The following is a 24948-nucleotide window of genomic DNA, read 5'->3' on the forward strand; positions in this document are numbered from 1 at the left end:
GTGCCGTGGCCGGTTCCCGCCACGGGGGTGTCGGAACGGGCTGTGTAGGACTGGGTGGGAGGGCATCGCCGCATGCTGGGTGCGATAGGTCTGGACGGGATACACGAGTCGGCGTACCGCGCGCTGGTGTCGGTGGGGGCGGCCGATGTGTCCGATCTGGCCCGGCGGCTGACACTCGCCGAGTACGACACCGAGCGCACCCTGCGCCGTCTGGAGCGGCACGGTCTCGCCGCCCAGTCCTCGGCGCGGCCCGGCCGCTGGGTGGCCGCCCCGCCGGGCGTCGCGCTCGGCGCGCTGCTCACCCAGCGCCGGCACGAGCTGGAGAAGGCGGAGCTGGCCGCGGCGCTGCTCGCCGAGGAGTACCGGGCGCAGGCCGCCGAGCCCGCGGTGCACGACCTGGTCGAGGTGGTGACCGGGGCGGCCGCCGTCTCGCAGCGCTTCCTGCAGATCCAGCTGGGCGCGGCCACGGAGGTGTGCGCCCTGGTCACCGGCAGTCCGATCGCCGTGAGCGGGATGGAGAACGAGGCGGAGCCGCAGGCCGTGAGCCGGGGCGTGGACTACCGCGTCGTCATCGAGCGGGAGGTCCTCTCGCTGCCGACCGGGCTGACCGAGCTGTCCGCGGCGATCGGGCGCGACGAGCAGGTCCGCGTCATGGACCGGGTGCCGACGAAGCTGGTGATCGCCGACGGTTCGTGCGCCCTGGTGCCGCTGACCTCGCACGCCTCGGAGCCGGCGGCGCTCGTGGTGCGCGCCAGCGGGCTGCTCGAATCACTCTCCGGGCTGTTCGAGGCGGTGTGGCGGCAGGCGCTGCCGCTGCGGCTCGGGGAGAGCGGGCGGGTGGAGGAGGTCGATGCCGCCGGGCCCGACGGCATCGACCTGGAGATCCTGTCCCTGCTGCTGGCCGGGCTGACCGATGTGAGCGTGGCGAAGCAGCTGGATCTGGGGCTGCGGACGGTGCAGCGGCGGGTGAAGCGGCTGATGGAGCTGGCCGGGGTGACGACGCGGCTGCAGCTCGGGTGGCATGCCTACGAGCGGGGCTGGGTGGCCCGCTGACGTCCCCCTTCGGCACCGGTTGATCTGCGCGTTCGCCGCGTCTGGGGGACCCTTGGCCCATGGGAGCGTGGGAACTCCTGCTGGTCGGGGCCGTGATGGCGCTCGGGCTGTGCGGAGTACTGGTGCCGGGCGTACCGGGGTCGTGGCTCGTGTGGGCCGCGGTCGCCGTCTGGGCGCTGCGCGATCCGAACGGCCTGGCCTGGGGTGTCCTGGTCGGCGCCACCGTCGTGCTGCTCGCCGCCCAGGTGCTGCGCTGGCAGTTGCCGCCGCGCAGGCTGCGGCAGGCGGGGGCGACGCGCGGGCTGGCGGTGTGGGCGGGCGTCGGCGCGCTCGTCGGGTTCTGCGTGCTCCCGGTGATCGGTGCGATCCCCGGTTTCGTCGGCGGCATCTACGTATCGGAACGGCTGCGCCTCGGCGGCCACGGGGACGCCGCCGCCTCCACCCGGACGGCCATGCGGGCGGGGGGCTCCAGCGTCCTGGCCGAGCTGTTCGCGTGCCTGCTGATCGTGGGGGCCTGGGTGGGAGCCGTGATCTGGGGCTGACTCCGCCAGCTCCGGCAGCCCCAGAAGGTCCGGCAGCCCCGGAAGATCCGCCAGCTCCGGCAGATCCAGCAGATCCATCGGATCTCTTCTTCTCTCTTGACGCACTGGTGCCGCATCTCTAGCTTTCAGCGCGGGATAGCTCCGATGAATCGTGTGAGTCAGCGTAAGTCAGTGTGAGTCAGTGAGCCGCCAGGAGGCGACGCCATGCCGACCCCGTCCAGACGAACCGTGCTCGCCACCGGATCCGCGCTGGGCGGCGCGGCGCTCGTGGGCTCCCTGCCCGCACCGGCGTCCGCGGCCGCGCCCGCGGTCCCGGCCGCCCCCGCGGACGGTGCCGTGCGGGCGGGCTCCGACGCCTGGCGCGACGTGCTCGACGACGCCGATCTCGTCTGGCGGAAGATGCCGACGACCTGGTACGAGGGCCCGTACCTGGGCAACGGCCTCCTCGGCTCCGGCATCTACCAGGAGCCCGGCAGGAACGCGGTCCGCTTCAACGTCCAGCACTCCGAGGTGCAGGACCACCGCCCCGAGTTCGGCTCGCTCTTCGGGCTCGCGCGGCTGCCCATCGGCCACTTCACCCTGGAGCCCGTCGGCACGATCACCGGTCTCGACTGGCGGCTGCGGCTGCGCGACGCCGAGCTGACCGGCACCCTCACCACCGACAAGGGCACCCTGACGCTGCGCGCGCAGGTCAACAACGCCCGGTCCGTGCTCGTCGTCGAGGTGACCCCGAGCGAGGGCGAGCGCGGCTTCTCCTGGGTGTTCCACCCGGCGGACGCCACGAGCCCCCGCGCCGCGTTCCAGCCGATCCCGGCCGGGTACGAGGGCAACCCGCCCGCCGAGGTCGGCGCGTACGACGGCGGCGTGTCCGCGTCCGTGCAGTCGCTGCTGTCCGGCGGCGAGCACGTCACCGCATGGCGCGAGCGCACCCGCGGGAGGACCCGCACCCTGTACGTCGACGTCGCGCACTCGTTCCCGAGGCGCACGGCCCGCGACAAGGCGACGGCCACGGTCCGTCTGGTGTCGGAGCTGCCGTACGACGCCCTCGCCGTCCCGCACCGCGCCTGGTGGCACGCGTACTACGGCAAGAGCTTCCTGTCGGTGCCGGACGCCCGGATCCAGCGCTTCTACTGGATCCAGCTCTACAAGACCGCCTCGGCCGCCCGCCGCGACGCCCCCGTCATGGCGACGAGCGGCCCCTGGCTGGAGCCCACGCCGTGGCCCGCGACCTGGTGGAACCTCAACGTGCAGCTGGAGTACTGGCTGATCCACGGCTCGAACCACCTCGAACTCGACGCCGTGACGCGGGCCCTCGGCGAGTTCCGGGACAACCTCACCGCCGAGATGGCACCGCCCTACCGGGCCGACTCGCTGGGCATCCCGCGCACCACCGACATCCGCCTCGTCAACGGCGGCGCCACCAGCAGCGCCCAGGGCTACGGCGTCGGCGTCCCCGGCCAGGACACCCCTACGCCCGAGGTCGGCAACCTGACCTGGGCGCTGCACAACGTGTGGCTGAGCTACCGCCACACCATGGACGAGTCGATCCTGCGCGACACCCTGTACCCGCTGCTGCGCAAGGCGGTCGCCTACTACCTGCACTTCCTGGAGCCGGGCGCCGACGGCAGGCTGCACCTGCCCGCGACGTTCTCGCCCGAGTACGGCGGCAACACCCGCGACTGCAACTACGACCTGATGCTGCTCACCTGGGGCTGCCGCACGCTCCTCGCCTCGGCGGAACTGCTCGGCATCGACGACGCGTCGGCGCCGCGCTGGCGCGAGGTGCTCGCCAAGCGGGCCGCGTACCCCACCGACTCCAACGGCTTCATGATCGGCGCGGACATCCCGTTCGCGAAGTCCCACCGCCACTACTCGCACATGCTCGCCGTCTACCCGCTGTACGAGGTCACCGGCCGCACCGCCGACGAACGCGCGCTGATCGAGAAGTCCCTGGCCCACTGGGTCGGCTTCGAAGGGGCGCTGCAGGGCTACACGTTCACGGGCGCGGCCTCGATGTCGGCGCTGCTCGGCAAGGGCGAGGACGCCCTGAAGTACCTGGGCGAGCTGATGAGCCGCTTCATCCAGGCCAACACCATGTACAAGGAGTCGGGCCCGGTCATCGAGACACCGCTGTCGGCGGCGCAGTCGCTGCACGACATGGTCTGCCAGTCGTGGGGCGGTGTCGTCCGCGTCTTCCCGGCGCTGCCCGCCGCCTGGGCCGATCTCGCCGTGCACGACTTCCGCACGCAGGGTGCCTTCCTACTGAGCGCCGTCCGGGAGAAGGGCGTCACGCGCTGGGTGCGTCTGGTCAGCGAGGCGGGTGCGCCGTGTGTCGTTCGTCATGGCATCGCGGGCGCGATCGAGGTGCGGGACGGGCGCGGCCGGCGGCTCTCCTACGAGGACGCGGGCGACGGCGCGATCCGGATCGGGCTCCGCAAGGGCGAGTCCGCGCTGGTCACGGCCGAGGGCGACCGGCCGGATCTGCGGATCGCCCCGGTGCCGGCGAACGCGCAGGCGCCGCGCTGGGGCCTGCCCGGGTAGCGGCCGACCGCGTCCCGCTGCCCTGCGGTTTTCCGCGGGGGCGCCGCCGCGGGGACCCGCACTTTGCCGAACGGTTACCCTCGTAACGGTGCTGAGCTGCGGTTTCTAGCCTGGGTGGGGTTCGGGGCAGCCGCCTCGGACGTGCCGATCGCCCCCGCCTGGAGACCTCGCATGGACCTCATGACCCCGGCCGCCGCCTCCGCGGAGCCGACCGGCGGCGTCGCGGGCTGGGCCGCGCATCTCGTCGACGTCCTCGGCGGCCCCGGCGCCGGTCTCGCGATCGCCCTGGAGAACCTGTTCCCGCCGCTGCCCAGCGAGGTCATCCTGCCGCTGACCGGTTTCGCGGCGGGCCAGGGCGCGATCAGTCTCGTCTCGGCGCTGTTCTGGACGACGCTCGGCTCCGTGGTGGGCGCCGCCGCCCTCTACTGGATCGGCCGGGTCATCGGCCGCGACCGGATGTACGCGCTGTGGGCCCGTCTCCCGCTGGTGAAGGTCTCCGACCTGGAGCGCACGGAGGCCTGGTTCCAGCGCCACGGCACGAAGGCGGTCCTGCTCGGCCGGATGGTCCCGGTCTTCCGCAGCCTCATCTCGATCCCGGCGGGCGTGGAGCGGATGCGCCTTCCGCTGTTCCTCTCGCTGACCGCACTCGGCTCGCTGATCTGGAACTCCGTTCTGGTGCTCGCCGGTTACTGGCTGGGCGACCGGTGGGATCTGGTGGAGACGTACGTCGGCGTGATCTCCAAGGTCGTCCTGGCCGCGGTGGTCGTCGCGCTGGCCGCGTACCTGGCGGTACGTCTGCGGGGCCGCGGCCGGCACCGCGACGGTGACCGTCGGCCGACGGTGGACCAGGGCCGGTAGGCTCGGCTGCCGTGGGGGCGAGAAGGGTGGGACGCACGGCGGTCGGAGTACTCCTCGGGTGCGCCACCGCGGCCGCGGGGCTCGGCTATCTGGCCGTCGCGGGGACCGCGCTCGGGCCCCCGCTCCTGGTGCCGCGCACCCGCTCGTGGGCCCGGCAGGCGCTGGCCGGCGGAGCCCGCCGCCTGACCGCGCTCGACCGGCACAGCCGCGCCGCCTTCTTCGGCGACCGCTTCCCCGCGCGCTACGCGCCGCGGGACGACAAGGTCCTGCGCTTCCTCGCCGCGCACACCTGCGCGGGCCTGCTGACGGCGGTCGTCCTCGGCCTGCTCGCGCTCGGCGCGGTGCTCGCCGGGGTCCTCGTCGCCGCCCTGGTCCGGGGCGGCGTGGGCCCGCTGGAACTCCTCGGGCAGGCCGCGCTCGGCGGTGTCCTCCTCTTCCTCGGCGTCCAGGGCCTGCTCTCCCTGTACGCCCTCGACGCCCGCCTGGCCCGCGACTGCTTCGGCCCCTCCGAGCGGGAGCTGCTGGAACGGCGGATCGACGAGCTCGCCGCGGGACGCGCCGCGATCGTGCACGCCGTCGACGCGGAACGCCGCCGCATCGAGCGCGATCTGCACGACGGCCTCCAGCAGCGGCTGGTGGCACTCGCGATGCTGCTGGGCCGCGCCCGCCGCCCGGGCCGCACCCCCGAGCAGGCCGCGGCGCTGCTGCGGCAGGCGCACGAGGAGTCCGGGGCCGTCCTCACCGAACTGCGCGAGGTGGCCTGGCGGGTGTACCCGTCGGCGCTGGACGGGCTGGGGCTGCGCGAGGCGCTCGGCGGGGTGGCCGAGCGCAGCCCGGTGCCGCTGCGCCTCGCCTACGACGTGCCAAAACCGCTGCCCGGCCCGGTCCGGGCCGCCGCCTACTTCGTCGTGTCCGAGGCCGTGACGAACGCCGCCAAGCATGCGCGGGCCGGCGAGATAGCCGCTCGACTCACTCTCGAAGAAGGCGTGTTGACCGTGTCCGTGCGGGACGACGGGCGCGGCGGCGCCGTGTCCGCGGGCGCCGGGACCGGCCTCGCCGGGCTGCGCGGCCGCGTCGAGGCACTCGACGGCACGCTGCACGTCACCAGCCCCCTCGGGGGACCCACCGTCGTCACCGCGGAGCTGCCGTGCGCGTGATCATCGCCGAGGACTCGACCCTGCTGCGGGAAGGCCTGGTGCGGCTGCTCGTCGAGGAGGGGCACGAGGTCGTCGCCGCGTTCGGCGACGCCCGGGCGCTGCCCGACGCCGTCGACGAGCACGCGCCGGACGTCGTGGTCGTGGACATCCGCATGCCCCCGACGCACACCGACGAGGGGCTGCGCGCGGCCCTGGAGATCCGCGGGCGGCGCCCGTCGACAGCGGTGCTGGTGCTGTCGCAGCACGTGGAGCGCCGGTACGCCACGCAGCTGCTCGCGGGCGGCGCCGAGGGCATCGGCTATCTGCTCAAGGACCGGGTGGCGCAGGTCGACGAGTTCCTGGACGCACTGGAGCGGGTCCGGGCGGGCAGCACGGTCATCGATCCCGAGGTCGTACGGCAGTTGGTGGGACGCTCCCTCCGCGCGGACCCCCTGGCCCGGCTCACGCCACGGGAGCGCGACGTCCTGGAGGTGCTCGCGCAGGGCCACACGAACACCGGGATCGCCGGGCGCCTCCACCTCTCCCTCAGCGCGGTGGAGAAGCACCTCAACACGGTCTTCGACAAACTGGATCTGCCGCGCACGGCCGCCCACAACCGCCGCATCCTCGCGGTCCTGCGCTACCTGGAGGCGTGACTCATGGAACACGTGAGGGAGTTGCCCGCGTCCGGGACGGTCGGCCTGTGGCTGGTCCGCACCGACGGCGGGACCGGTGACGGGGCGGGCGTCCTCGACGCGGAGGAGCTGCGGCGCGCCGCCGCCTTCGCCTTCGACCGGCACCGGACGCGGTACGTCGCCGCGCACCTGGCGCTGCGCGGGATCCTCGGCGACCGGCTGGGCCGCGCGCCCGGCACGCTGCGTTTCGTGCGCCGGCCCTGCCCCGAATGCGGCGAGGCGCACGGCCGTCCTGCTCTCGCGGATGCGCCGGACGTGCACTTCTCCCTCTCCCACAGCGGCGATCTGGCGCTGGTGGCGCTCGCCCCCGCGCCGGTCGGCGCGGACGTGGAGGAGCTCCCGGGGCAGTCGGCCGCCGAGGAGCTGGCGGCGGTGCTGCACCCTCGGGAGCGGGCCGAACTGGCCGCGGTCGCCGACCCGTCGGAGCGCCGCCTGGCCCTGGCCCGCGCCTGGGTCCGCAAGGAGGCCTACCTCAAGGGACTCGGCACCGGCCTGGCCCGCCCCACCGATCTCGACTACGTCGGCACCCTGCCCGGCTCCCCCGGCGCGCCGGACGGCTGGTCGGTGCGGGATGTGGCGGTGCCGGAGGGGTACGCGGCGGCGATCGCCCTGGGGCCGCAGGCCTAGGTCCACACGACGTGGGCTCCCACTTCAGTGAGGAGCTGATCCGTATCCATCCGCAGCGGATCCACAGCTGGGGCCTGGAGGAGTTCTAGGACCCGTCCTCCTGGAGCGAGCCCTCCAGGGTCAGCAGCCGTACCTTGCGGTCCAGGCCGCCGGCGTACCCGGTGAGGGAACCGTCCGCGCCGATCACCCGGTGGCAGGGGCGCACGATGAGCAGCGGGTTGGCGCCGACCGCGCCGCCGACGGCCCGCACGGCGGCACGCGAGGCGCCGATCCGGGCCGCGACGGCCCCGTACGTGGTGGTGGCGCCGTACGGCACGTCGTCGAGCGCGTCCCACACGCGCCGCCGGAACTCCGTGCCCTCGGGGCTCAACTCCAGGTCGAACTCCTTGAGTTCGCCGGCGAAGTAGGCGCCGAGCTGCCGGACGGCCTCGCCGAACCGCGCCGGATCGCGCACCCATCCGTCCTGGACCGTCCGCCCGCCCTTCTGCCCGGGCACGGACAGGGACGTGAGGGCGCCGGCGTCGTCGGCGGTGAGGAGCAGCTCGCCGAGGGGGCTGTCGAACGTGGTGTAGTACATGTTCTTGTCCTGGGTCTCGATGCTCACGACTGGCTCAACTGTCCTTCTACGATGAGGTGTTGACGGGCGTACGACCGCCAGGGCCGCCAGATGTCGGCGGCGACGCCGTCGCCGGGCACCGCCACGTCCGGGTCACCGAGGGCGCGCAGCCGAATCAGGGCCGCGGTGCGCGCGTCCATCCCGGGCAGTGCCCGCAGCGCCTCCTCGGCGTCGTCGCGGTCGGCGCCGGGGTCGAGTCGCAGGGTGCCGTCGGTGAGGGCGCGGGCGAGGGCGCCGAGCGTGCCCGGCTCGCCGGCCAGGGCGTCCGGCGCGGGGAAGAGCCGGTCGAGCCCGCCGCAGGGGGCGTCGAGCCGTTTCCCGTAGCGCTCGACGAGCCGGGCGGACTCCTCGGGCCCGACGAGAAGGCGCACCGCCAGTTCCTCGGGGTCGGCGGCGCCGGGCGAGCGCAGGCCCGGCCGGGCGGCGACCAGCGGGGCGAGCCGCGGGTCGGCGCCGAGCCGCTCGTCGATCGCGTAGGGGTCGCTGTCCAGGTCGAACAGGCGGCGCAGCCGGCCCACGGCCGTGGTCAGGTCCCGCAGGTCGGTCAGGTGGATCCGGGCGTCCAGCCAGCCGCCGCGGTGCTCGGCCTGCGCGCCGGGCTGCTCGTGCCCGGCCTCGTCGACGGAGACGAGGCCGGTGCCGTACGGGAGCCGCAGCGTGCGCCGGAACATGCGCGAGCCGCGCTCACCGGTCGACTCCTCGACGCCGGGCAGGAGTTCGCCGCCGAGCAGGTCGAAGACGGGTCCGGCCCGGTAGGCGCCGCGGTGGGCCAGCCGCAGCGGGATCCCGGCGGTGGCGGCGACGGCGCGCCGCTGCTCGGCCCGGCCCGGCGCGTCGGCGCGCAGCTGGGTGGGCGTGCGGGCGTACACCTCGCGGATCGTGTCGTTGAACTGCCGCACACTCGCGAACCCGGCCGCGAACGCGATCTCCGTGACCGGCAGCGGCGTCGTCTGCAGCAGCACCCGCGCGGTGTGGGCGCGCTGGGCGCGGGCGAGCGCGACGGGACCGGCGCCCACCTCGGCGGTGAGCTGGCGCTGGACCTGCCGCGCGCTGTACCCGAGCCGTACGGCGAGCCCGCCGACGCCCTCCCGGTCGACGATGCCGTCCCCGATGAGCCGCATCGCGCGGCCCACGACATCGGCCCGCACGTTCCACGCGGCGGACCCCGGCACGGCGTCCGGCCGGCACCGCCGGCAGGCCCGGAACCCGGAGCTCTGCGCGGCGGCGGCCGAGGCGTAGTACCGCACGTTCCGCCGCTTCGGGGTGACCGCGGGGCAGCTCGGGCGGCAGTAGATGCCGGTGGTCTCGACGGCGAAGAAGAACTCCCCGTCGAACCGGGCGTCCCGGCTGCGCACGGCTTCGTAGCGCGTGTCCTCGTCGATCATCACGCTTCCAGTGTGCGCCGGGGCCGCACCGGCGGCTGGCGGATTTCGGACGCGGCGTTTCTGGCCCTGATCAGGGAAATGCCGCACGCGGTGCGCATCTCAGGGGCGCGGGGAACTGCGCGACCGGCCACGAAGCACCCCGCACCCGCCGAGAACCCGCAATGCCGCTACATGAGGCGCCCCCGTTTGGCCTGCATCGCTGCACGCCCCTGAGCCCCGCGCTGCTTCCAGACCTTCCGCATCTCGTCCCGCACCCTGGCGTCCGTCCGGGCGGCGAGCCGCTGGTTCTCCCGCAACAGCTTGCGGTAGCTGTCGAGACGCCGCTGGTGCAACGTCCCGTCGGCGAGCGCGGCGAGCACCGCACAGCCGGGCTCCACGGTGTGCGCGCAGTCCTGGAACCGGCAGTCCCGCGCCCGTTCCTGGATCTCCGCGAAGACCTGACCGACCCCGGCCTCCGCGTCGTAGAGGCCGACACCACGCAGCCCCGGGGTGTCGATGAGGACACCGCCGCCGGGCAGGGCGAACAGGTTGCGGGTGGTCGTGGTGTGCCGCCCCTTGCCGTCGATGTCGCGGACGGCCTGCACCTCCATGGCGTCGGTGCCGAGCAGCGCGTTGGCGAGGGTCGACTTGCCCGCGCCGGACTGACCGAGCAGCACGGACGTGCCGCCGGCGACGACGGCCCGCAGGACGTCGGTGCCGTCGCCGTCGTGGGCGCTGACGGGCAGCACCTGGACGCCGGGCGCGCTGGTCTCCACGTCGGAGACCAGGTGCGCCAGCGTGGCGGGCTCGGGTACGAGGTCCGCCTTGGTGAGCACGACCAGCGGCTGGGCCCCGGACTCCCAGGCGAGCGCGAGGAACCGTTCGACCCGGCCGAGGTCGAGCTCGGCGGCCAGGGACATCGCGATGATCGCGTGGTCCACGTTCGCGGCGAGGATCTGCCCCTCGGACCGCTTGGAGGACGTGGAGCGGACGAAGGCGGTGCGGCGCGGCAGGTACGCCTGGACGTAGCGGGGGTCGGCGCCGTCCGGGTCGACGGCGGCCCAGTCGCCGGTGCAGATGACCTTCATGGGGTCGCGCGGCACGACGAACTCGGTGTCGGCGCGCACGATCCCCTCGGGCGTGACGAGGTCGCACTGCCCGCGGTCGACGCGCAGCACCCGGCCGGGCACGAGGCCGCGGTCGGCGAACGGGGCGAACGCGTCGGCCCAGTGGGGGTCCCAGCCGTAGGGGGCGAGGACGGAGTGGTCGGAGCTGGAGCTGTGGGACAAGGGGTGACCCTTCGAAGGGTGGCCCCGGCGACGGATCGGCTCAGCCGGTGGCCACAGAGGTGGACTTGATGAACTTCCGGATGCGGGCAGCGCCCCTCACGGCCACAGTCATCGGTCAACACCTCCCAGCTCTCAGATCACGGTCGGTCGCCCCGGGCGGTGGATCGCCCGGCCGACGAGAAGGACCGTAGCCCCGGGCGCGGACGGCGCGCCACCTTTTTTTCGACGGCGCTCGCCCACGACCGGGTCCGCCGCCCGGGCCCCGGACGGCACGCGGCGGCTCTGCGACGCGTCACACCGGCAGACCCCGCGGCTCCTTCACGCGCTTCATGATGATCTGCGAGTTCACCTCGGTCACGCCGTCGAGCGTGGTGAGCCGCTCGATCCACAGCCGCTCGTAGGCCGCCAGGTCGGCGACCGCGATGCGCAGCAGGCAGCCGGGGCTGCCGAAGAGGCGGTAGGCCTCGACGACGTCCGGGATGTCCTGGAGGGCGCGCTCGAAGGCCTCGACGGACGCGCGGTCGCGGCGCACCTCGATGGAGACGAGGACCTCGAAGCCGCGGCCGACGGCCTCCGGGTCCACCACCGCGCGGTATCCCTGGATCACGCCGTCCTTCTCCAGCTGGCGGACCCGGCGCATACAGGGCGACGGGCTCAGGCCCACCCGCTGGGCCAGCTCCTGGTTGCTGAGACGGCCATCGCTCTGGAGCTCGCGCAAGATATTCAAGTCGATCCGGTCCATGACGCAATTGTGCGCTATACATCGCGCGATCATCGGCCAGGATTCGCAATCCGATTGCGCACTTTCCGAATTATCCTTGCTGAAGATCGAACGTGCATGCGCCCCCGCGCAGGCGCCGCACCCGTCCCCCTTCGCGAGGCAGCCCCCATGGAACGCATCCGCACGCCCAAGCGCATCACCCTCATCAGCACCGGCGGCACCATCGCCAGCCGCTGGCAGGGCACCGGTTACGCCGCCGACGCCGGCGGGGACACCGTCCTGGCCAGCGCCGCCGTGCCGGACGGGGTGGCGGTCGAGGTCGTCGACCTGTTCAACGTGAACAGCTCGCGGATGACCAGCGAGCGGCAGCTGACCCTGCTGCGCACCGTGCGCGAGGTCCTCGCGGACCCGGAGGTCGACGGCATCGTCGTCACGCACGGCACGGACACCCTGGAGGAGTCCGCGTTCCTGCTCGACCTGCACCACGACGACCCGCGCCCGGTGGTGTTCACGGGCGCGCAGAAGCCGCTCGGCGCCACCGACGGCGACGGGCCGGGCAACATGTACGACGCGCTTCAGGTCGCCGCTTCGGTGAGGGACCTGGGCGTGCTGGTCGTGTTCGACGGGACGGTGCACGCGGCGCGCGGCACCGTGAAGACACAGACCCTCGCGGCGAACGCGTTCGCCGACCCGTCGGCCGAGCCGCTCGGCCGGCTCGGCTTCGGCCGCGTCGACATCCGCAGCGTCCCGCAGCGCCCGGCCCCGCTGCCGGTGCCCGCCGAGGGCGCACGCATACCGCGCGTCGACATCGTCATGCACCACAGCGATGCCGACCCCGCGCTCTTCGAGGCCGCTCTCGCCGCGGGTGCGCAGGGCATCGTGCTCGTCGCCACCGGCGCGGGCAACGCGACGCCCGAGTTCGTCGACGCCGTCGCCGCCGCCGTGCGCCGCGGCATCCTGGTCGCCGTCAGCACCCGGGTCCCGGCCGGGCCGCTCGCGGAGATCTACACCGGCGGGGGTGCCGTCGACCTGGTCGCCGCGGGCGCCGTGCTCTCCGGCACGCTGCGCGCGGGCCAGACCCGGATCGCCGTCCTGGCCGCGCTCCTCACCGACGCCGCACCCGCCACCCGCACGGACCTGCTGCGCCGGCTGATCGCCGCGCCCCTCCCCCACGTGTCGGCCGACGATCAGGCCGCCGCGTAACCGCGGCTCCGGGAGAACGCGAACGGGAGGGGGCACGCACCGCGTGCCCCCTCCCGTCACGAGCGCGTCCGGGGCTCAGACCTCGACGGCCTCCTCGTTCGGCGCGAGGCTGTCCATGAAGGAGCTGACCGAGAAGACCGCGCGGCCCGCGCCGGACGGGCCGTAGCCGGGCGGCGACGACAGACCGAACTCGTCCATCGTCGAGCGGTACGCGTCGAGCAGCCGGATGTGGTACTCCAGCGGCGCGCCGTTCGGGTTCTCCTTGCCGAGCGGCGTCGTCGGCTCCGGGCACCAGGTCGTGAAGCGCGGCGTGATGCCGTTCGACATGAAGAACCGCAGACCCTCGGTGGTGGAGGCGATCGCCTCGTCGACGGTCTTGAAGCCGAACGGCTCGGCCATCTCGACGCCCGCCACGAAGTTCGGGATCACGTTGCGCGCGCCGAACACGTCACGCGAGTCGAGGATGCGCTTGTGCCACTCGTCCCGGCCGACGTACCGCTCCTTGCCCGGGCAGTACATCTTGAACAGGTACTCGTCCCACACCTCGTAGTTGGGGTGGTAGATCTGCACGCCGTAGTCCTTGAAGCGCTGGACGTCGTCCTTGGGCAGCGCCTGCGCGACGACCTTGCCGATCCACCGCCCCGGGAAGTACTCCTCGATGGCCTTGGCGTACCGCCCGTAGAAGTCCGCCTCGTCCAGCCCCTGGACCTTCGACGTGATCGCGCCGCCGGTGAGGGTGTACGCGGTCGACGCCTTCGCGGTGTCGTACTTGTTGATGATCTCCAGCGCCTCGAGGACCTCGTCGACGTCCTTCACGCCCGTGTACGGCCGGCCGGCCGCCTTGTGCTGGCGCCAGTTGTGGTTGATGTCGCAGTACTGGCACTCCTCCTTGGCGCCGAAGTACTGGCAGACGCGGAAGGCGGTCAGATAGATCAGGTAGCCCCACTGGATCGTCGGGGCGACCTCCATCACGGACTTCCCGTTGGAGAGCTTGTGCCGGTAGTACTCCGGCATCGGGGGCACGCCGACGTCGGAGATCCGCTTGCCGTCGAGGTAGAGGCCGAGCATGCCGTCCTCGGAGGCCGCCACGCGGTACGGGGACGACGGGTTCACGCGGACCGAGACGACGGTGCGGCGCAGGTCGTAGGGGCCGCCGGTGAGGACGATCTCCTCGGGCGGGCGGCGCAGCGCGGCCTCGCCGAGCTCGGGCAGCGTGCCGTGGTCGAACGAGAAGATGAAGTACGACTTCGGCTTGACCTCGCCGTCCTCGTTGTCGCTGAGCGCCGAAGGGTCGAAGGCCACCCCGCCACGGAGCAGGTCCTCCTTGAAGACCGCTTCCTTGGGAACGTGCGGGAAGCGCTCCATCAGGTCCTCGACGAGTGCCGTACGGCTCTGCATCCCGTTCTCCTTGCTTCTACGGCTTGCTTCTACGACTTGCTTGTGCGACGTGCTGCCACGGCGGTCCTGCGAAGGTCACAGTTCGACACCTCACGGTATGCCCCCGCTTGTCGGTCACCCCTGCCGGGTCCCCGCTCGGGCCACGACATGGGCGGGCGCGGTGATGCCGTGGGCGAGCAGCGGGTCCGCGGTGGGGGCGCCCCAGCGGGACGTCAGCGGCAGGGTGCCGGCCCAGCGGCCGAGCTCGGCGTCCGGTGAGCGGCCGTCGTCCGGCGGACCCGCGCTGATCTTGACCGAGGCCTGTTCCAGGGAGAGGGCGAGGACGGTCGTGGCCGCGAGTTCCTTGCGGTTCGGGCGGCGGGCGTAGTCCCACTGGCCGGGCGCGGAGTGGTGGGTGAGGACGCGCAGCGCCTCGGTCTTCTCGTCGTCGTCGGTGAGGCGGCGCGGCACGCCGTAGATCATCGCGCAGCGGTAGTTCACCCCGTGCTCGAAGACGGAGCGGGCGAGGACGAGGCCGTCGACGTGGGTGACGGTGACGCATATCGTCGCGTTCGGGTCAGCGGCCAGGCTGCGGCTGGCCACCGACCCGTGTACGTAGAGCTGTCCTCCGTCGCGTCCGTAGACGGTGGGGACGACCATGGGGGTGCCGTCGACGACCACGCCCAGATGGCAGACGAAGCCCGCGTCGAGGATCGCCTCGAGGTCGGAGCGCTCGAAGCTCGCGTTCTCCTTCATGCGGCGCAGGCGCGTCCGGTCGTCGGGGGTGAGGGTGCGCGGCAGCTCCGCGTCCGGCGGTGGGGTGTGCGTCATGCGCCGGAACAGTACTCCGGCGTGATCATGCGCCGTCCACCGGTGGTCGCCGGCCGCCGCTCTACGGAACGCGGGCGACGCCGACGTAGAAGCCGCTCAGCTCCTCGGCGGGCGCGGGCTGCGCCCGGTACCAATCAGTCGCCGTCACCAGCCCGGGCTCCACCAGTTCCAGGCCCTCGAAGAACGGCTCGACCTCCGCGCGGGTGCGCATCCGCAGCGGTATCTCGCCCTTGCGGTAGGTACGCGTCACCGACTGCGCGAGGTGCGGGTGTTCGTCGGTGGTGCCGTGGGAGAACACGAAGTAGCTGCCCGAGGGCAGCGCGTCGACGAGCGTGCGCGCCAGGCCGTAAGGGTCCTCGTCGTCGGTGATGAAGTGCATCAGCGCGATCATCGACAGGGCGACGGGACGGGAGAAGTCCAGGAACGTGCGGGCGTGGTCGAGGATGGCGCCCGGCTGCCGGACATCGGCCTCGATGTAGTCCGTGGCCCCCTCCGGGGTGCTGGTCAGCAGCGCTTCCGCGTGTCTGAGCACGATGGGGTCGTTGTCGGCGTACACGATCCGTGCCGACGGCACGCTCTCCTGCACGATCTGGTGCAGGTTGGGCCGGGTCGGGATGCCGGTGCCGATGTCGAGGTACTGGTCGATGCCGTTGCCCGCGAGCCAGGCGGCGGCACGCTGCATGAAGGCGCGGTTGCGCCTGGCGCTGTGGCGCGACTCCGGTGGCAGCTTCTCGGCCACTGCCTGGTCCACCGGGTAGTTGTCCTTGCCCCCCAGCAGCCAGTCGTAGACGCGGGCGGGATGCGGCCTGCTCGTGTCGATACGGCCTTGGGGGGACTGTGCCGTCATGCCTGACTCCCGCGTGTACGTGATCGGCGACCGGTGCACCGGGATCGCTTCAGCACCCGGAAGAGGCCGTAAGGACCCGGCGATTATGTCATCGGCCCTTGCGTCGCGCAGGGTGCCGGGCGCCGCCCCGGGCGTGATCCAATCGGCGGGAAGCAGACCTGGAAGAGAGGCAGCCCCGTGCCGGACGCCCGCCCCACCGCCCCCACCAACTGGGCCCGCAACATCGCTTTCTCCGCCGCCGAGGTGCGCCGCCCGGCGTCCGTCGAGGAGTTGCGCACCCTCGTCGCCGGCAGCGCGCACATACGTGTGCTCGGCAGCGGCCACTCGTTCAACCGCATCGCCGACGTGGACGCGGACCGGGACGGCGCCCTCGTGTCGCTCGCCGGGCTGCCGGGCGGCATCGACGTCGACAGGGACGCGCGCACGGTGCGGGTCGGGGGCGGGGTGCGGTACGCGGAGCTGGCCGCCGCGCTGCACGCGCACGGGCTCGCACTGCCCAACATGGCGTCCCTGCCGCACATTTCGGTGGCCGGGTCGGTCGCGACCGGTACGCACGGCTCCGGCGACCGCAACGCGTCCCTGGCGGAGTCCGTGCGCTCCGTGGAGATCCTGACCGCGGGCGGGGACGTCGTGACGCTCTCCCGCGGGGACGACGGCTTCGCGGGGGCCGTGGTCTCGCTCGGGGCTCTCGGGGTCGTGCTCTCGCTCACCCTCGACGTGGAGCCGGGATACGAGGTGCGCCAGCACGTCTACGGCGAACTCCCCTTCCAGGAGCTGGACTTCACGGCGGTCACCTCGTCCGCGTACAGCGTCAGCCTCTTCACCAAGTGGCGCGGGCCGTACTTCGACCAGGTGTGGCAGAAGCAGCGGCACCCCGAGCCCGTCGACTTCCCGTGGGCCGCGCCCGCCGTCGAGGCGCAGCACCCGGTGCCCGGCATGTCCCCCGTCCACTGCACGGAGCAGTTCGGCGTGCCCGGGCCGTGGCACGAGCGACTGCCGCACTTCCGGGCCGAGTTCACGCCCAGCAGCGGGGACGAGCTCCAGTCGGAGTATCTGCTGCCGCGCGAGCACGCCGTGGCCGCGCTGCGCGCGCTGGACGCGGTGCGCGAGCGGATCGCCCCGGTGCTCCAGGTGTGCGAGGTGCGGACCGTCGCGGCCGACACGCAGTGGCTGAGCCCCGCGTACGGCCGGGACACGGTCGCCTTCCACTTCACGTGGGTGGCGGACACCGCCCGGGTGCTGCCCGTGGTGTCGCTCGTCGAGGACCGGCTGCGCGACCTGGAGCCCCGCCCGCACTGGGGGAAGGTGTTCACCGCCGCACCGGAGCGGGTCGCCGCCCGCTATCCGCACCTGGCCGACTTCGCGGCGCTCGTGCGGCGCCTCGACCCGGAGGGCAGGTTCGGCAACGCGTTCGTCCGGGCGCTGCTGCCTCGCTGAGCCCTTCGGGACGAGGACTTTCGTACCTCTTCTTGGACGCGCTGCCAGGACTTTCGCGTCTGCGGTTGGACTTTCGCCGCCACGTCCGCCACCCCCTTGAAGAAGGCTCCGGGGCCGCCCTAGCCTGACGCGGCGAGACCGTCGAAAGGGGCAGCTGCCAATGAAGCGCACGTCTCGTGACATAAGGACCCCGAACCGGTACGAGATGCCGCGGCACTGCCTCGCCCGCCCCGCCCGGCCCGCCTTCTCCTGCCGGGAGCCGGCCGCCCTGACCGGGCCGAGCGCGGCGACGGTCGCCACGCTCGTCGGGGAACCGCTCGACATGGGGATCCTGACCGAGGTCGGCTTCCAGGACCCGGCGGGCGGGCGGCCGCGCGGCCTCGTCGCGATGGACGCGGGGTGACCGAGATCCGCCGGGCCGCCGCCCGGCACTCCCTGGCGGGTCCGTCCGCCGCGGCGCGGATCGTGCTGACGCCGGTCCCCACCGACCCGGCGAGCCTGGGCACGGCCACGTTCGCCCTGGAGGACATTCCCGGAGAGCGCATCGCACCTCCGTGTGATCCCCGCCCTGCCCTCTATCCCCCTCGTTCTCGTCTCTCCCGCCTCTCCCGTCACTGTCACCAGGAGACCCATGTCCTTCTCGTACGTCGACGATGTCCTGCCCGGGAGCGGCGCGCTGCCGCCGCGCGCCTGGTACCCCGAGTCGTCCGCCACGACCCTTTCCCTGAACGGGAGTTGGCGCTTCCGCCTGGCGCCGACCGCCGACGCGCACGACGCGTCCTTCGCCGCCGAGGGGTACGACCCCGACGGCTGGGCCGAGGTGTCGGTGCCGGGACACTGGGTGCTGCAGGGCGACGGCGCCATCGGCTCGCCGATCTACACCAACCACCTCTACCCCTTTCCCGTCGACCCGCCGCACGCACCGACGGAGAACCCGACCGGCGACCATCTGCGCACGTTCGACCTGCCGGCGCGGTGGCCCGCCGACGGCACGGCCATCCTGCGCTTCGACGGCGTGGAGTCCTGTGCGCGGGTGTGGCTGAACGGCACGGACCTCGGCGAGTTCAAGGGCAGCCGGCTGCCGCACGAGTTCGCGGTCGGGCACCTGCTGAAGCCGACGGGCAACGTGCTCGCGGTCCGTGTCCACCAGTGGTCGGCGGGCTCGTACCTGGAGGACCAGGACCAGTGGTGGCTGCCGGGCATCTTCCGCGACGTGACGCTGCTGCACCGCCCCGCCGGATGCGCTCTCGACTTCTTCGTGCACTCCTCGTACGACCACACGGCCGGCACGGGCACCCTGCGCGTGGACAGCGACGTCGACGGCCGGATCACCGTACCCGAGCTGGGAGTTGACGTTGCGACCGGCGAAGCGGTGACGGTCGCGGTGGAGCCGTGGACGGCGGAGACACCGCGCCTGTACGCGGGCACGCTGGACACCGGCGGCGAGCGCGTACCGCTGCGCATCGGGTTCCGCACGGTGGCGCTGTCGGACGGCCTGATCAAGGTCAACGGCACGCCGGTCCTCTTCAAGGGGGTCAACCGGCACGAGTGGCACCCCGAGCGCGGCCGCGCCCTCGACGCGCAGACCATGCGCCGCGACGTCGAGTTGATGAAGCGGCACAACATCAACGCCGTCCGCACCTCCCACTACCCGCCGCACCCCGCCTTCCTGGACCTGTGCGACGAGTACGGACTGTGGGTGATCGACGAGTGCGACCTGGAGACGCACGGATTCGTCGAACAGGGCTGGCGTGACAACCCCGTCGACGACGACCGCTGGACGCCCGCGCTGCTGGACCGCGCGGCGCGCATGGTGGAGCGCGACAAGAACCATCCGTCGGTCGTGCTGTGGTCGCTCGGCAACGAGGCGGGCACCGGCCGCGGCCTGACCGCGATGGCCGAGTGGATCCGCGGCCGCGACCCCGAGCGGCTCGTCCACTACGAGGGCGACATCAACTGCCGTGACACGGACGTGTACGCACGGATGTACGCGGACCACGCCGAGGTCGAGCGGATCGGCCGGGGCCTGGACGGCGGCCCGGACCGGCGGCGCGCCCTGCCCTTCATCCAGTGCGAGTACGCGCACGCGATGGGCAACGGTCCGGGCGGACTCGCCGACTACCAGCGGCTGTTCGAGACGTACGACCGGCTCCAGGGCGCCTTCGTGTGGGAGTGGATCGACCACGGGATCAGCGACGCCCGGTACGGGTACGCGTACGGCGGCGACTTCGGCGAGGAGCTGCACGACGGCAACTTCGTCTGCGACGGGCTCCTCTTTCCCGACCGCACGCCGTCGCCGGGCCTGGTCGAGTTCAAGAAGGTGATCGAGCCGGTCCGTATCGACGTCGACGCCCCGGCGGGCACGGTGCGGATCACCAACCGCTACGACTTCCGTGATCTGTCCGGCCTGTCCTTCTCGTGGGCGTACGAGGTCGAGGGCGAGCGGGCCGGGTCGGGTGCGCTCGCCGTGCCCCCGCTCGCGCCGGGCGAACGCGCCGAGGTGAAGCTGCCCGACGCGCCCGCCGACGGGAGCGGCCGGGAGGCGCAGTGGACGGTGCGGGCGCTCGACGCGGACGAGCACGAAGTGGCGTGGGGGCAGGCGGGCGTTGCGCCGGCTCCCTCTCGTCCGGTACCGCTCGGGGCACGGCCCGCCGTCGGACCCGGGCTGATCACGCTCGGCCCGGCCGCGTTCGACGCGCGGACGGGCGCGCTGCGCACGCTCGGCGGCGTCGAGGTGGTCGCCCCCCGGCTGGATGTGTGGCGGGCGCCGACCGACAACGACAACGGCGCGAGCTGGCAGAGCGGTGAGCGGCTCGGGCTGCTGTGGCGGCAGCTGGGGCTGCACCGGATGCGGCACCGGCTGGACGCGGTGGAGCCGGGCGACGACGCGCTGACCGTGCGCACCCGGGTGGCCCCGGCGGGGCGGGACATCGGACTGCGCACGGTCTACCGCTGGACCGCCGACGCCCGGCGGCTGCGCCTGACCGTGTCGGTCGCCCCCGAGGGCGACTGGCGGGTCCCGCTCCCCCGGCTCGGTGTCCGCCTCGGCCTTCCGGGCGTGGCCGGCGACCGGGTCCGCTGGTTCGGCGGCGGCCCCGGCGAGGCGTACCCCGACACCCGGGCGGCGGCGCGGGTCGGCCTGTGGGAATCGACCGTGGACGCGCTGCAGACGCCGTACCTGCGACCGCAGGAGAACGGGGCGCGGGCCGACGTCCGCTGGGCCGAGATCGCGGGCCTGCGGATCGACGGCGAGCCGCACTTCTCGTTCTCCGCGCGACGTTGGACCTCGGAACAGCTCGACGCGGCCGACCACGTGGGCGACCTGCGCACCGAGGACACCGAGGACACCGGCGGCGCTCTCTGGCTGAACCTCGACCACGCCCACCAGGGCATCGGCTCCCAGTCCTGCGGCCCGGGCGTCCTCCCGCGGTACCGCCTGACGGCGGCCCCGGCGGAGTTCACGTTCACGTTCCGCGTGCTCGGCTGAGGGCCGGGGCACCGTCAGGGCGCCGTCGTCATGCAGTCGGTGTGGTCGGCCCCTTGGCCGATCGCGCCCGTCAGGGCCCGAGTCAGGAAGAGGTTCAGCTGTGTCGGGGCCGCGCCGAAACGGGGCCGCCCCGACCACCCGGGTCCCGGCGCGCACCGCTCCGGGGCGGTTGACATGATGGGCGGGTGAACTTCCGGTCGATCTATGCCCAGGGTTTCGCGCGGGTCGCCGCCTGTACCGGCCACGCCGCCATCGCGGACCCGCCCGCCAACGCCGAGGCCATCCTGCGCCAGGGGCGCCGCTGCGCCGAGGAAGGGGTCGGCGTCGCCGTCTTTCCCGAGCTCGGGCTGTGCGGGTACTCCATCGAGGACCTCGTGCTGCAGGACGCGCTGCTCGACGAGGTCGAGGACGCGCTCGCCACGGTCGTCGCCGGTTCGGCGGACCTCCTGCCGGTGCTGGTGGTGGGCGCCCCGCTGCGGCACCGGAGCAGGATCTACAACTGCGCGGTCGTCGTGCACCGCGGCCGGGTCCTCGGCGTCGCCCCCAAGTCGTACCTGCCGAACTACCGGGAGTTCTACGAGCGCCGGCAGCTCACCCCCGGTGACGACGAGCGCGGCGGCACGATCCGGGTCGGCGGCGCGGACGTGCCGTTCGGCGTGGATCTGCTGTTCGCCGCCGAGGACGTGCCCGGGCTCGTGCTGCACGCGGAGATCTGCGAGGACATGTGGGTGCCGGTGCCGCCGAGCGCCGAGGCGGCCCTCGCGGGCGCGACCGTGCTGCTGAACCTGTCGGGCAGCCCGATCACCGTCGCCCGCGCCGAGGACCGCAAGCTGCTGTGCCGCTCGGCGTCCTCGCGCTACCTGGCCGCGTACGTCTACGCGGCGGCCGGGCTCGGTGAGTCGACGACCGATCTGTCCTGGGACGGGCAGACCATGATCTACGAGAACGGGACGCTGCTGGCGGAGACCGAGCGCTTCCCGCTCGACGACCGGTACGCGGTGGCCGACGTCGATCTGGACCTGCTGCGCCAGGAGCGGCAGCGGATGGGCACCTTCGACGAGAACCGGCGCACCCACGCCGCGCGCACCGGCGACTTCCGCACGGTGGCGTTCCGGCTCGACCCGCCGACCGGCTCCGATCTGGGGCTGCGCCGCCGTGTCGAGCGGTTCCCGTTCGTGCCCGCCGATGCGGAGCGGCTCGCCCAGGACTGCTACGAGGCGTACAACATCCAGGTCGCGGGCCTGGTGCAGCGGCTCGGGGCGATCGGCGGCCCGAAGGTCGTCATCGGGGTGTCCGGCGGTCTCGACTCGACGCACGCGCTGATCGTCGCGGCCCGGGCCATGGACCGGGCGGGCCGTCCGCGCAGCGACATCCTGGCGTTCACGATGCCGGGCTTCGCGACCGGCGAGCACACGAAGAACAACGCCCACGCGCTGATGAAGTCGCTCGGCGTCACCGCGGCCGAGCTGGACATCACGGACACCGCGCGGCTGATGCTGAAGGAGATGGGCCACCCGTTCTCGTCCGGCGAGCCGGTGTACGACGTCACCTTCGAGAACGTGCAGGCGGGGCTGCGCACCGACTACCTCTTCCGGCTCGCCAACCAGCGCGGCGGCATCGTGCTCGGCACCGGTGACCTGTCCGAGCTGGCGCTCGGCTGGTGCACGTACGGCGTCGGCGACCAGATGAGCCACTACAACGTGAACTCGGGTGTGCCGAAGACGCTCATCCAGCACCTGATCCGTTGGGTCATCAGCAGCGGCCAGTTCGGCGACGAGACCGGTGAGACGCTCGCCGCGATCCTCGACACGGAGATCAGCCCCGAGCTGGTGCCGGGCGAGGAGCTGCAGTCGACCGAGTCGAAGATCGGCCCGTACGCGCTGCACGACTTCACGCTCTACTACGTGCTGCGGTACGGACTGCGGCCCTCGAAGATCGCGTTCCTGGCGTGGCACGCCTGGCGGGAGCAGGACGCCGGGGCGTGGCCGCCCGGCTTCCCGGAGGCCGACCGCGGCGCCTACGACCTGGCGGAGATCCGGCACTGGCTGGAGTACTTCTGCCGTCGCTTCTTCGGGTTCGCGCAGTTCAAGCGGTCCGCGATGCCGAACGGCCCGAAAGTCTCGGCCGGTGGTTCGCTCTCGCCGCGCGGCGACTGGCGGGCGCCGTCCGACGGCAGTGCGCGGGCCTGGCTGCGGGACCTGGAGCGCTGGGAGTGGCCGGACGGCGTGTGACCCGCCGGGGCCTCAGCCGCTCGGGCTGAGGCTGCGGAACGTGCGCCGGTAGGACCGCGGCGACACCCCGATCGCCGCCTGCAGATGCTGGCGCAGCGAGGTGCCCGTGGCGAATCCGACCTCGGCCGCGATCCGGTCGACCGGCAGATCGGTGGTCTCCAGGAGCTGGCGGGCCCGGTGCACGCGCTGCTGGATCAGCCAGCGGCCCGGGCTCGTGCCGGTCTCCTCCTGGAAGCGCCGGGCGAACGTCCGCGGGCTCATCCGGGCGTGACCGGCCAGCTCCCGCAGGGCGAGCGGCCGGTCGAGGCGCTCCAGGGCCCAGGCACGGGTGGCGGCGGTGCCGGTGTCGCCCTCCTCGGGCACCGGCTGCTCGATGTACTGGGCTTGGCCGCCGTCGCGCCAGGGCGGTACGACACAGTGCCGGGCGACCCGGTTGGCGACGGCGCTGCCGTGGTCGGAGCGCACCAGGTGCAGGCACACGTCGACGCCGGACGCGGCGCCCGCCGAGGTCAGCACGTCGCCGTCGTCGATGAAGAGCACCTCGGGGTCCAGGGCGACGTGCGGGAACATGCGGCGGAACAGGTCCGCGAGCGCCCAGTGCGTCGTCGCGGGGCGGCCTTCGAGCAGGCCCGCCGCGGCCAGCGTGAACGCGCCCGTGCAGATCGACACGATGCGGGTGCCCGGGCGGATCCGGCCGAGGGCCGCGCGCACCGGCTCCGGCAGCTCCTGCGAGAGGTACCGCAGGTCGAACGGCGGCACCACCACCGTGTCCGCGCTCTCCAGCGCCTCGGGCCCGTGCTCGACGGTGATCGTGAAGTCGGCGTCGGTCGTCACCGTGCGCTCGTCCGTCGCCGCGCAGGTCAGCACCTCGTACGCGCCCGGCACCAGCGGGAAGACCCGGTTCGGGATGCCGAGCTCGAAGGGGTAGACGCCGTCGAGCGCGAGGGTGACGACGCGGTGCGGCCGGCCGGCCGGGAAGTCCTCAAAGCCCATGGCACGATCCTATCGCTTCATGGCAATCTTGCCATTGCCCAGGTCAGCGGCGTGAAGCAAGCTGAACGCATGACCAAGAACACGATGAACGCCCTCACCCAGGACACCCTCGGCGACCCCGATGTGCTGCGCGTGGCCGAGGTCGCCCGCCCGGAGCCGGGCATCGGCCAGATCCTCGTCGCCGTCCACGCCGCAGGGGTCAACCCCACCGACTGGAAGCACCGCGCGCACGGCGTCTTCCTGGGCGAGCCCCCGTTCACGCTGGGCTGGGACGTGTCGGGCGTGGTCGAGGCGGTCGGTCTCGGCGTCTCCCTGTTCGCGCCCGGCGACGAGGTGTTCGGCATGCTGCCGTACCCGTACGGCGCCGGTTCGCACGCCGAGTACGTGACGGGACCGGCCCGCGCCTTCGTGCCCAAGCCCGCGGGGCTCGGCCACGTCGAGGCGGGCGCGCTGCCCCTGGCGGCGCTGACCGCCTGGCAGGCGCTGGTGGACAACGCCGACGTGGGCCCGGGCCAGCGGGTGCTGGTGCACGCGGCGGCCGGCGGTGTGGGACATCTGGCGGTGCAGATCGCCAAGGCGCGCGGCGCGTACGTCATCGGCACGGCCAGCGCGGCCAAGCACGACTTCGTGCGCGGTCTGGGCGCCGACGAGGTCGTCGACTACCGCACCACCGACTTCGCGGCCGAGGTCCGGGACGTCGACGTGGTGCTCGACTCGCTGGGCGGCGAGAACTGCCTGCGTTCGCTGGAGGTGCTCAGGCCGGGCGGCGTCCTGGTGTCGATCCTGCCGGACAAGTGGAGCCCCGTTCCCGACCGTGCACGGGAGTTGGGGGTGCGGGCCGTCTTCATGCTGGTCGAGCACGACCAGGCGGGCATGGCGGCGGTCGCCGCGCTCGCCGCGTCCGGCCGGCTGCGCGCGCACGTCGCCGGCACCTATCCGCTCGCCGAGGCGGCCAAGGCCCACGCGGAGGGCGAGACGGGCCGCGTCACGGGCAAGCTGGTGCTGACGGTCAGCCCGTAGGCGCCGCGCGAGGCGTCCGAGCAGGGGGCCCGTGGGCGTGCGACGCCCACGGGCCCCCTGTCACCTCCCCCAACGCGCCG

At 73.2% G+C, this 24948-nt stretch carries 20 protein-coding genes and 2 pseudogenes; 14 read left to right on the plus strand and 8 right to left on the minus strand.

Annotation, left to right across the window (positions count from 1 at the left end):
• Positions 1–72: 72 nt before the first annotated feature.
• From ACQUQD_RS09210 to ACQUQD_RS09245, 8 genes and pseudogenes are all read left to right on the plus strand, one after another.
• The gene (locus ACQUQD_RS09210) at positions 73–1053 is read left to right on the plus strand and encodes a helix-turn-helix transcriptional regulator (protein ID WP_428951543.1); all 981 of its coding nucleotides are present in this window, start codon (positions 73–75) and stop codon (positions 1051–1053) included.
• A 59-nt stretch (positions 1054–1112) separates the two neighbouring features.
• Positions 1113–1595: a DUF456 domain-containing protein gene (locus tag ACQUQD_RS09215; RefSeq protein ID WP_428951544.1), complete on the plus strand. Its 483-nt coding sequence runs from the start codon at positions 1113–1115 to the stop codon at positions 1593–1595.
• 204 nt (positions 1596–1799) lie between these two features.
• Positions 1800–4136: a glycosyl hydrolase family 95 catalytic domain-containing protein gene (locus ACQUQD_RS09220; protein WP_428951545.1), complete on the plus strand. Its 2337-nt coding sequence runs from the start codon at positions 1800–1802 to the stop codon at positions 4134–4136.
• 171 nt (positions 4137–4307) lie between these two features.
• On the plus strand, positions 4308–4994 hold the full coding sequence (locus ACQUQD_RS09225; RefSeq protein ID WP_428951546.1) for a DedA family protein: 687 nt from the start codon (positions 4308–4310) through the stop codon (positions 4992–4994).
• A 26-nt stretch (positions 4995–5020) separates the two neighbouring features.
• The gene (locus ACQUQD_RS09230) at positions 5021–6151 is read left to right on the plus strand and encodes a sensor histidine kinase (RefSeq protein ID WP_428951547.1); all 1131 of its coding nucleotides are present in this window, start codon (positions 5021–5023) and stop codon (positions 6149–6151) included.
• Positions 6142–6786 carry a response regulator transcription factor gene (locus ACQUQD_RS09235; RefSeq protein WP_428951548.1) on the plus strand — a complete coding sequence of 215 codons (645 nt, stop codon included), beginning with the start codon at positions 6142–6144 and terminating at the stop codon, positions 6784–6786. The genes ACQUQD_RS09230 and ACQUQD_RS09235 overlap by 10 nt, the downstream gene beginning before the upstream one ends.
• A 3-nt stretch (positions 6787–6789) precedes the next feature.
• Positions 6790–7452, plus strand: a complete 663-nt coding sequence (locus ACQUQD_RS09240) for a 4'-phosphopantetheinyl transferase family protein (protein ID WP_428951549.1) — start codon at positions 6790–6792, stop codon at positions 7450–7452.
• Positions 7416–7541 (plus strand): annotated as a pseudogene (locus ACQUQD_RS09245) (PPOX class F420-dependent oxidoreductase); the annotation flags it as partial. The gene ACQUQD_RS09240 and the pseudogene ACQUQD_RS09245, both read left to right, overlap by 37 nt.
• On the opposite strand, the gene ACQUQD_RS09250 reads toward ACQUQD_RS09245, so the two are convergent.
• The 4 genes from ACQUQD_RS09250 to ACQUQD_RS09265 form a co-directional block, all read right to left on the minus strand.
• Positions 7538–8029: a methylated-DNA--[protein]-cysteine S-methyltransferase gene (locus ACQUQD_RS09250; RefSeq protein ID WP_428957499.1), complete on the minus strand. Its 492-nt coding sequence runs from the start codon at positions 8027–8029 to the stop codon at positions 7538–7540. The pseudogene ACQUQD_RS09245 and the gene ACQUQD_RS09250 overlap by 4 nt on opposite strands.
• A gap of 23 nt (positions 8030–8052) precedes the next feature.
• Positions 8053–9453 (minus strand): bifunctional transcriptional activator/DNA repair enzyme AdaA, encoded by a 1401-nt coding sequence (locus ACQUQD_RS09255; protein ID WP_428957500.1) that lies wholly within the window; start codon positions 9451–9453, stop codon positions 8053–8055.
• Positions 9454–9620: 167 nt separating this feature from the next.
• A complete protein-coding gene (gene rsgA, locus ACQUQD_RS09260) occupies positions 9621–10721 on the minus strand; it encodes a ribosome small subunit-dependent GTPase A (RefSeq protein WP_428951550.1) in 1101 nt (366 codons plus the stop codon).
• A gap of 292 nt (positions 10722–11013) precedes the next feature.
• Entirely contained in the window at positions 11014–11463 is a 450-nt protein-coding gene (locus tag ACQUQD_RS09265) for an Lrp/AsnC family transcriptional regulator (protein WP_428951551.1), read from the minus strand.
• A 147-nt stretch (positions 11464–11610) separates the two neighbouring features.
• On the opposite strand from ACQUQD_RS09265, the gene ACQUQD_RS09270 reads away from it, so the two are divergent.
• Positions 11611–12645: an asparaginase gene (locus ACQUQD_RS09270; RefSeq protein ID WP_428951552.1), complete on the plus strand. Its 1035-nt coding sequence runs from the start codon at positions 11611–11613 to the stop codon at positions 12643–12645.
• Between the two features lie 75 nt (positions 12646–12720).
• On the opposite strand, the gene ACQUQD_RS09275 is transcribed toward ACQUQD_RS09270, so the two are convergent.
• The 3 genes from ACQUQD_RS09275 to ACQUQD_RS09285 all read right to left on the minus strand — a co-directional run bounded on the left by ACQUQD_RS09275 (position 12721) and on the right by ACQUQD_RS09285 (position 15700).
• A complete protein-coding gene (locus ACQUQD_RS09275; protein WP_428951553.1) occupies positions 12721–14043 on the minus strand; it encodes a radical SAM protein in 1323 nt (440 codons plus the stop codon).
• Between the two features lie 114 nt (positions 14044–14157).
• Positions 14158–14853, minus strand: coding sequence for a pyridoxamine 5'-phosphate oxidase family protein (locus tag ACQUQD_RS09280; RefSeq protein ID WP_428951554.1), 696 nt, complete (start codon positions 14851–14853; stop codon positions 14158–14160).
• 61 nt (positions 14854–14914) lie between these two features.
• On the minus strand, positions 14915–15700 hold the full coding sequence (locus ACQUQD_RS09285) for an SAM-dependent methyltransferase (RefSeq protein WP_428951555.1): 786 nt from the start codon (positions 15698–15700) through the stop codon (positions 14915–14917).
• A 177-nt stretch (positions 15701–15877) separates the two neighbouring features.
• Between ACQUQD_RS09285 and ACQUQD_RS09290 the strand changes: the two genes are divergently transcribed.
• The 4 genes and pseudogenes from ACQUQD_RS09290 to ACQUQD_RS09305 all read left to right on the plus strand — a co-directional run bounded on the left by ACQUQD_RS09290 (position 15878) and on the right by ACQUQD_RS09305 (position 22855).
• Complete coding sequence (locus ACQUQD_RS09290; protein WP_428951556.1) at positions 15878–17137, plus strand: FAD-binding protein; 1260 nt, start codon at positions 15878–15880, stop codon at positions 17135–17137.
• A 160-nt stretch (positions 17138–17297) separates the two neighbouring features.
• Positions 17298–17534 (plus strand): annotated as a pseudogene (locus ACQUQD_RS09295) (transcriptional regulator); the annotation flags it as partial.
• A gap of 234 nt (positions 17535–17768) precedes the next feature.
• The gene (locus ACQUQD_RS09300) at positions 17769–20624 is read left to right on the plus strand and encodes a glycoside hydrolase family 2 TIM barrel-domain containing protein (protein ID WP_428951557.1); all 2856 of its coding nucleotides are present in this window, start codon (positions 17769–17771) and stop codon (positions 20622–20624) included.
• A 185-nt stretch (positions 20625–20809) separates the two neighbouring features.
• Positions 20810–22855, plus strand: coding sequence for an NAD(+) synthase (locus ACQUQD_RS09305; RefSeq protein WP_428951558.1), 2046 nt, complete (start codon positions 20810–20812; stop codon positions 22853–22855).
• A 12-nt stretch (positions 22856–22867) separates the two neighbouring features.
• On the opposite strand, the gene ACQUQD_RS09310 is transcribed toward ACQUQD_RS09305, so the two are convergent.
• On the minus strand, positions 22868–23848 hold the full coding sequence (locus ACQUQD_RS09310) for a GlxA family transcriptional regulator (RefSeq protein WP_428951559.1): 981 nt from the start codon (positions 23846–23848) through the stop codon (positions 22868–22870).
• A gap of 69 nt (positions 23849–23917) precedes the next feature.
• Here ACQUQD_RS09310 and ACQUQD_RS09315 point away from each other — a divergent pair, with 69 nt between their 5' ends.
• Positions 23918–24868 carry an NADP-dependent oxidoreductase gene (locus tag ACQUQD_RS09315; protein WP_428951560.1) on the plus strand — a complete coding sequence of 317 codons (951 nt, stop codon included), beginning with the start codon at positions 23918–23920 and terminating at the stop codon, positions 24866–24868.
• Positions 24869–24948 lie beyond the last annotated feature (80 nt).

Origin of the sequence: Streptomyces sp. cg35 (genome assembly GCF_050410835.1) — a bacterium.
GTDB lineage: Bacteria > Actinomycetota > Actinomycetes > Streptomycetales > Streptomycetaceae > Streptomyces.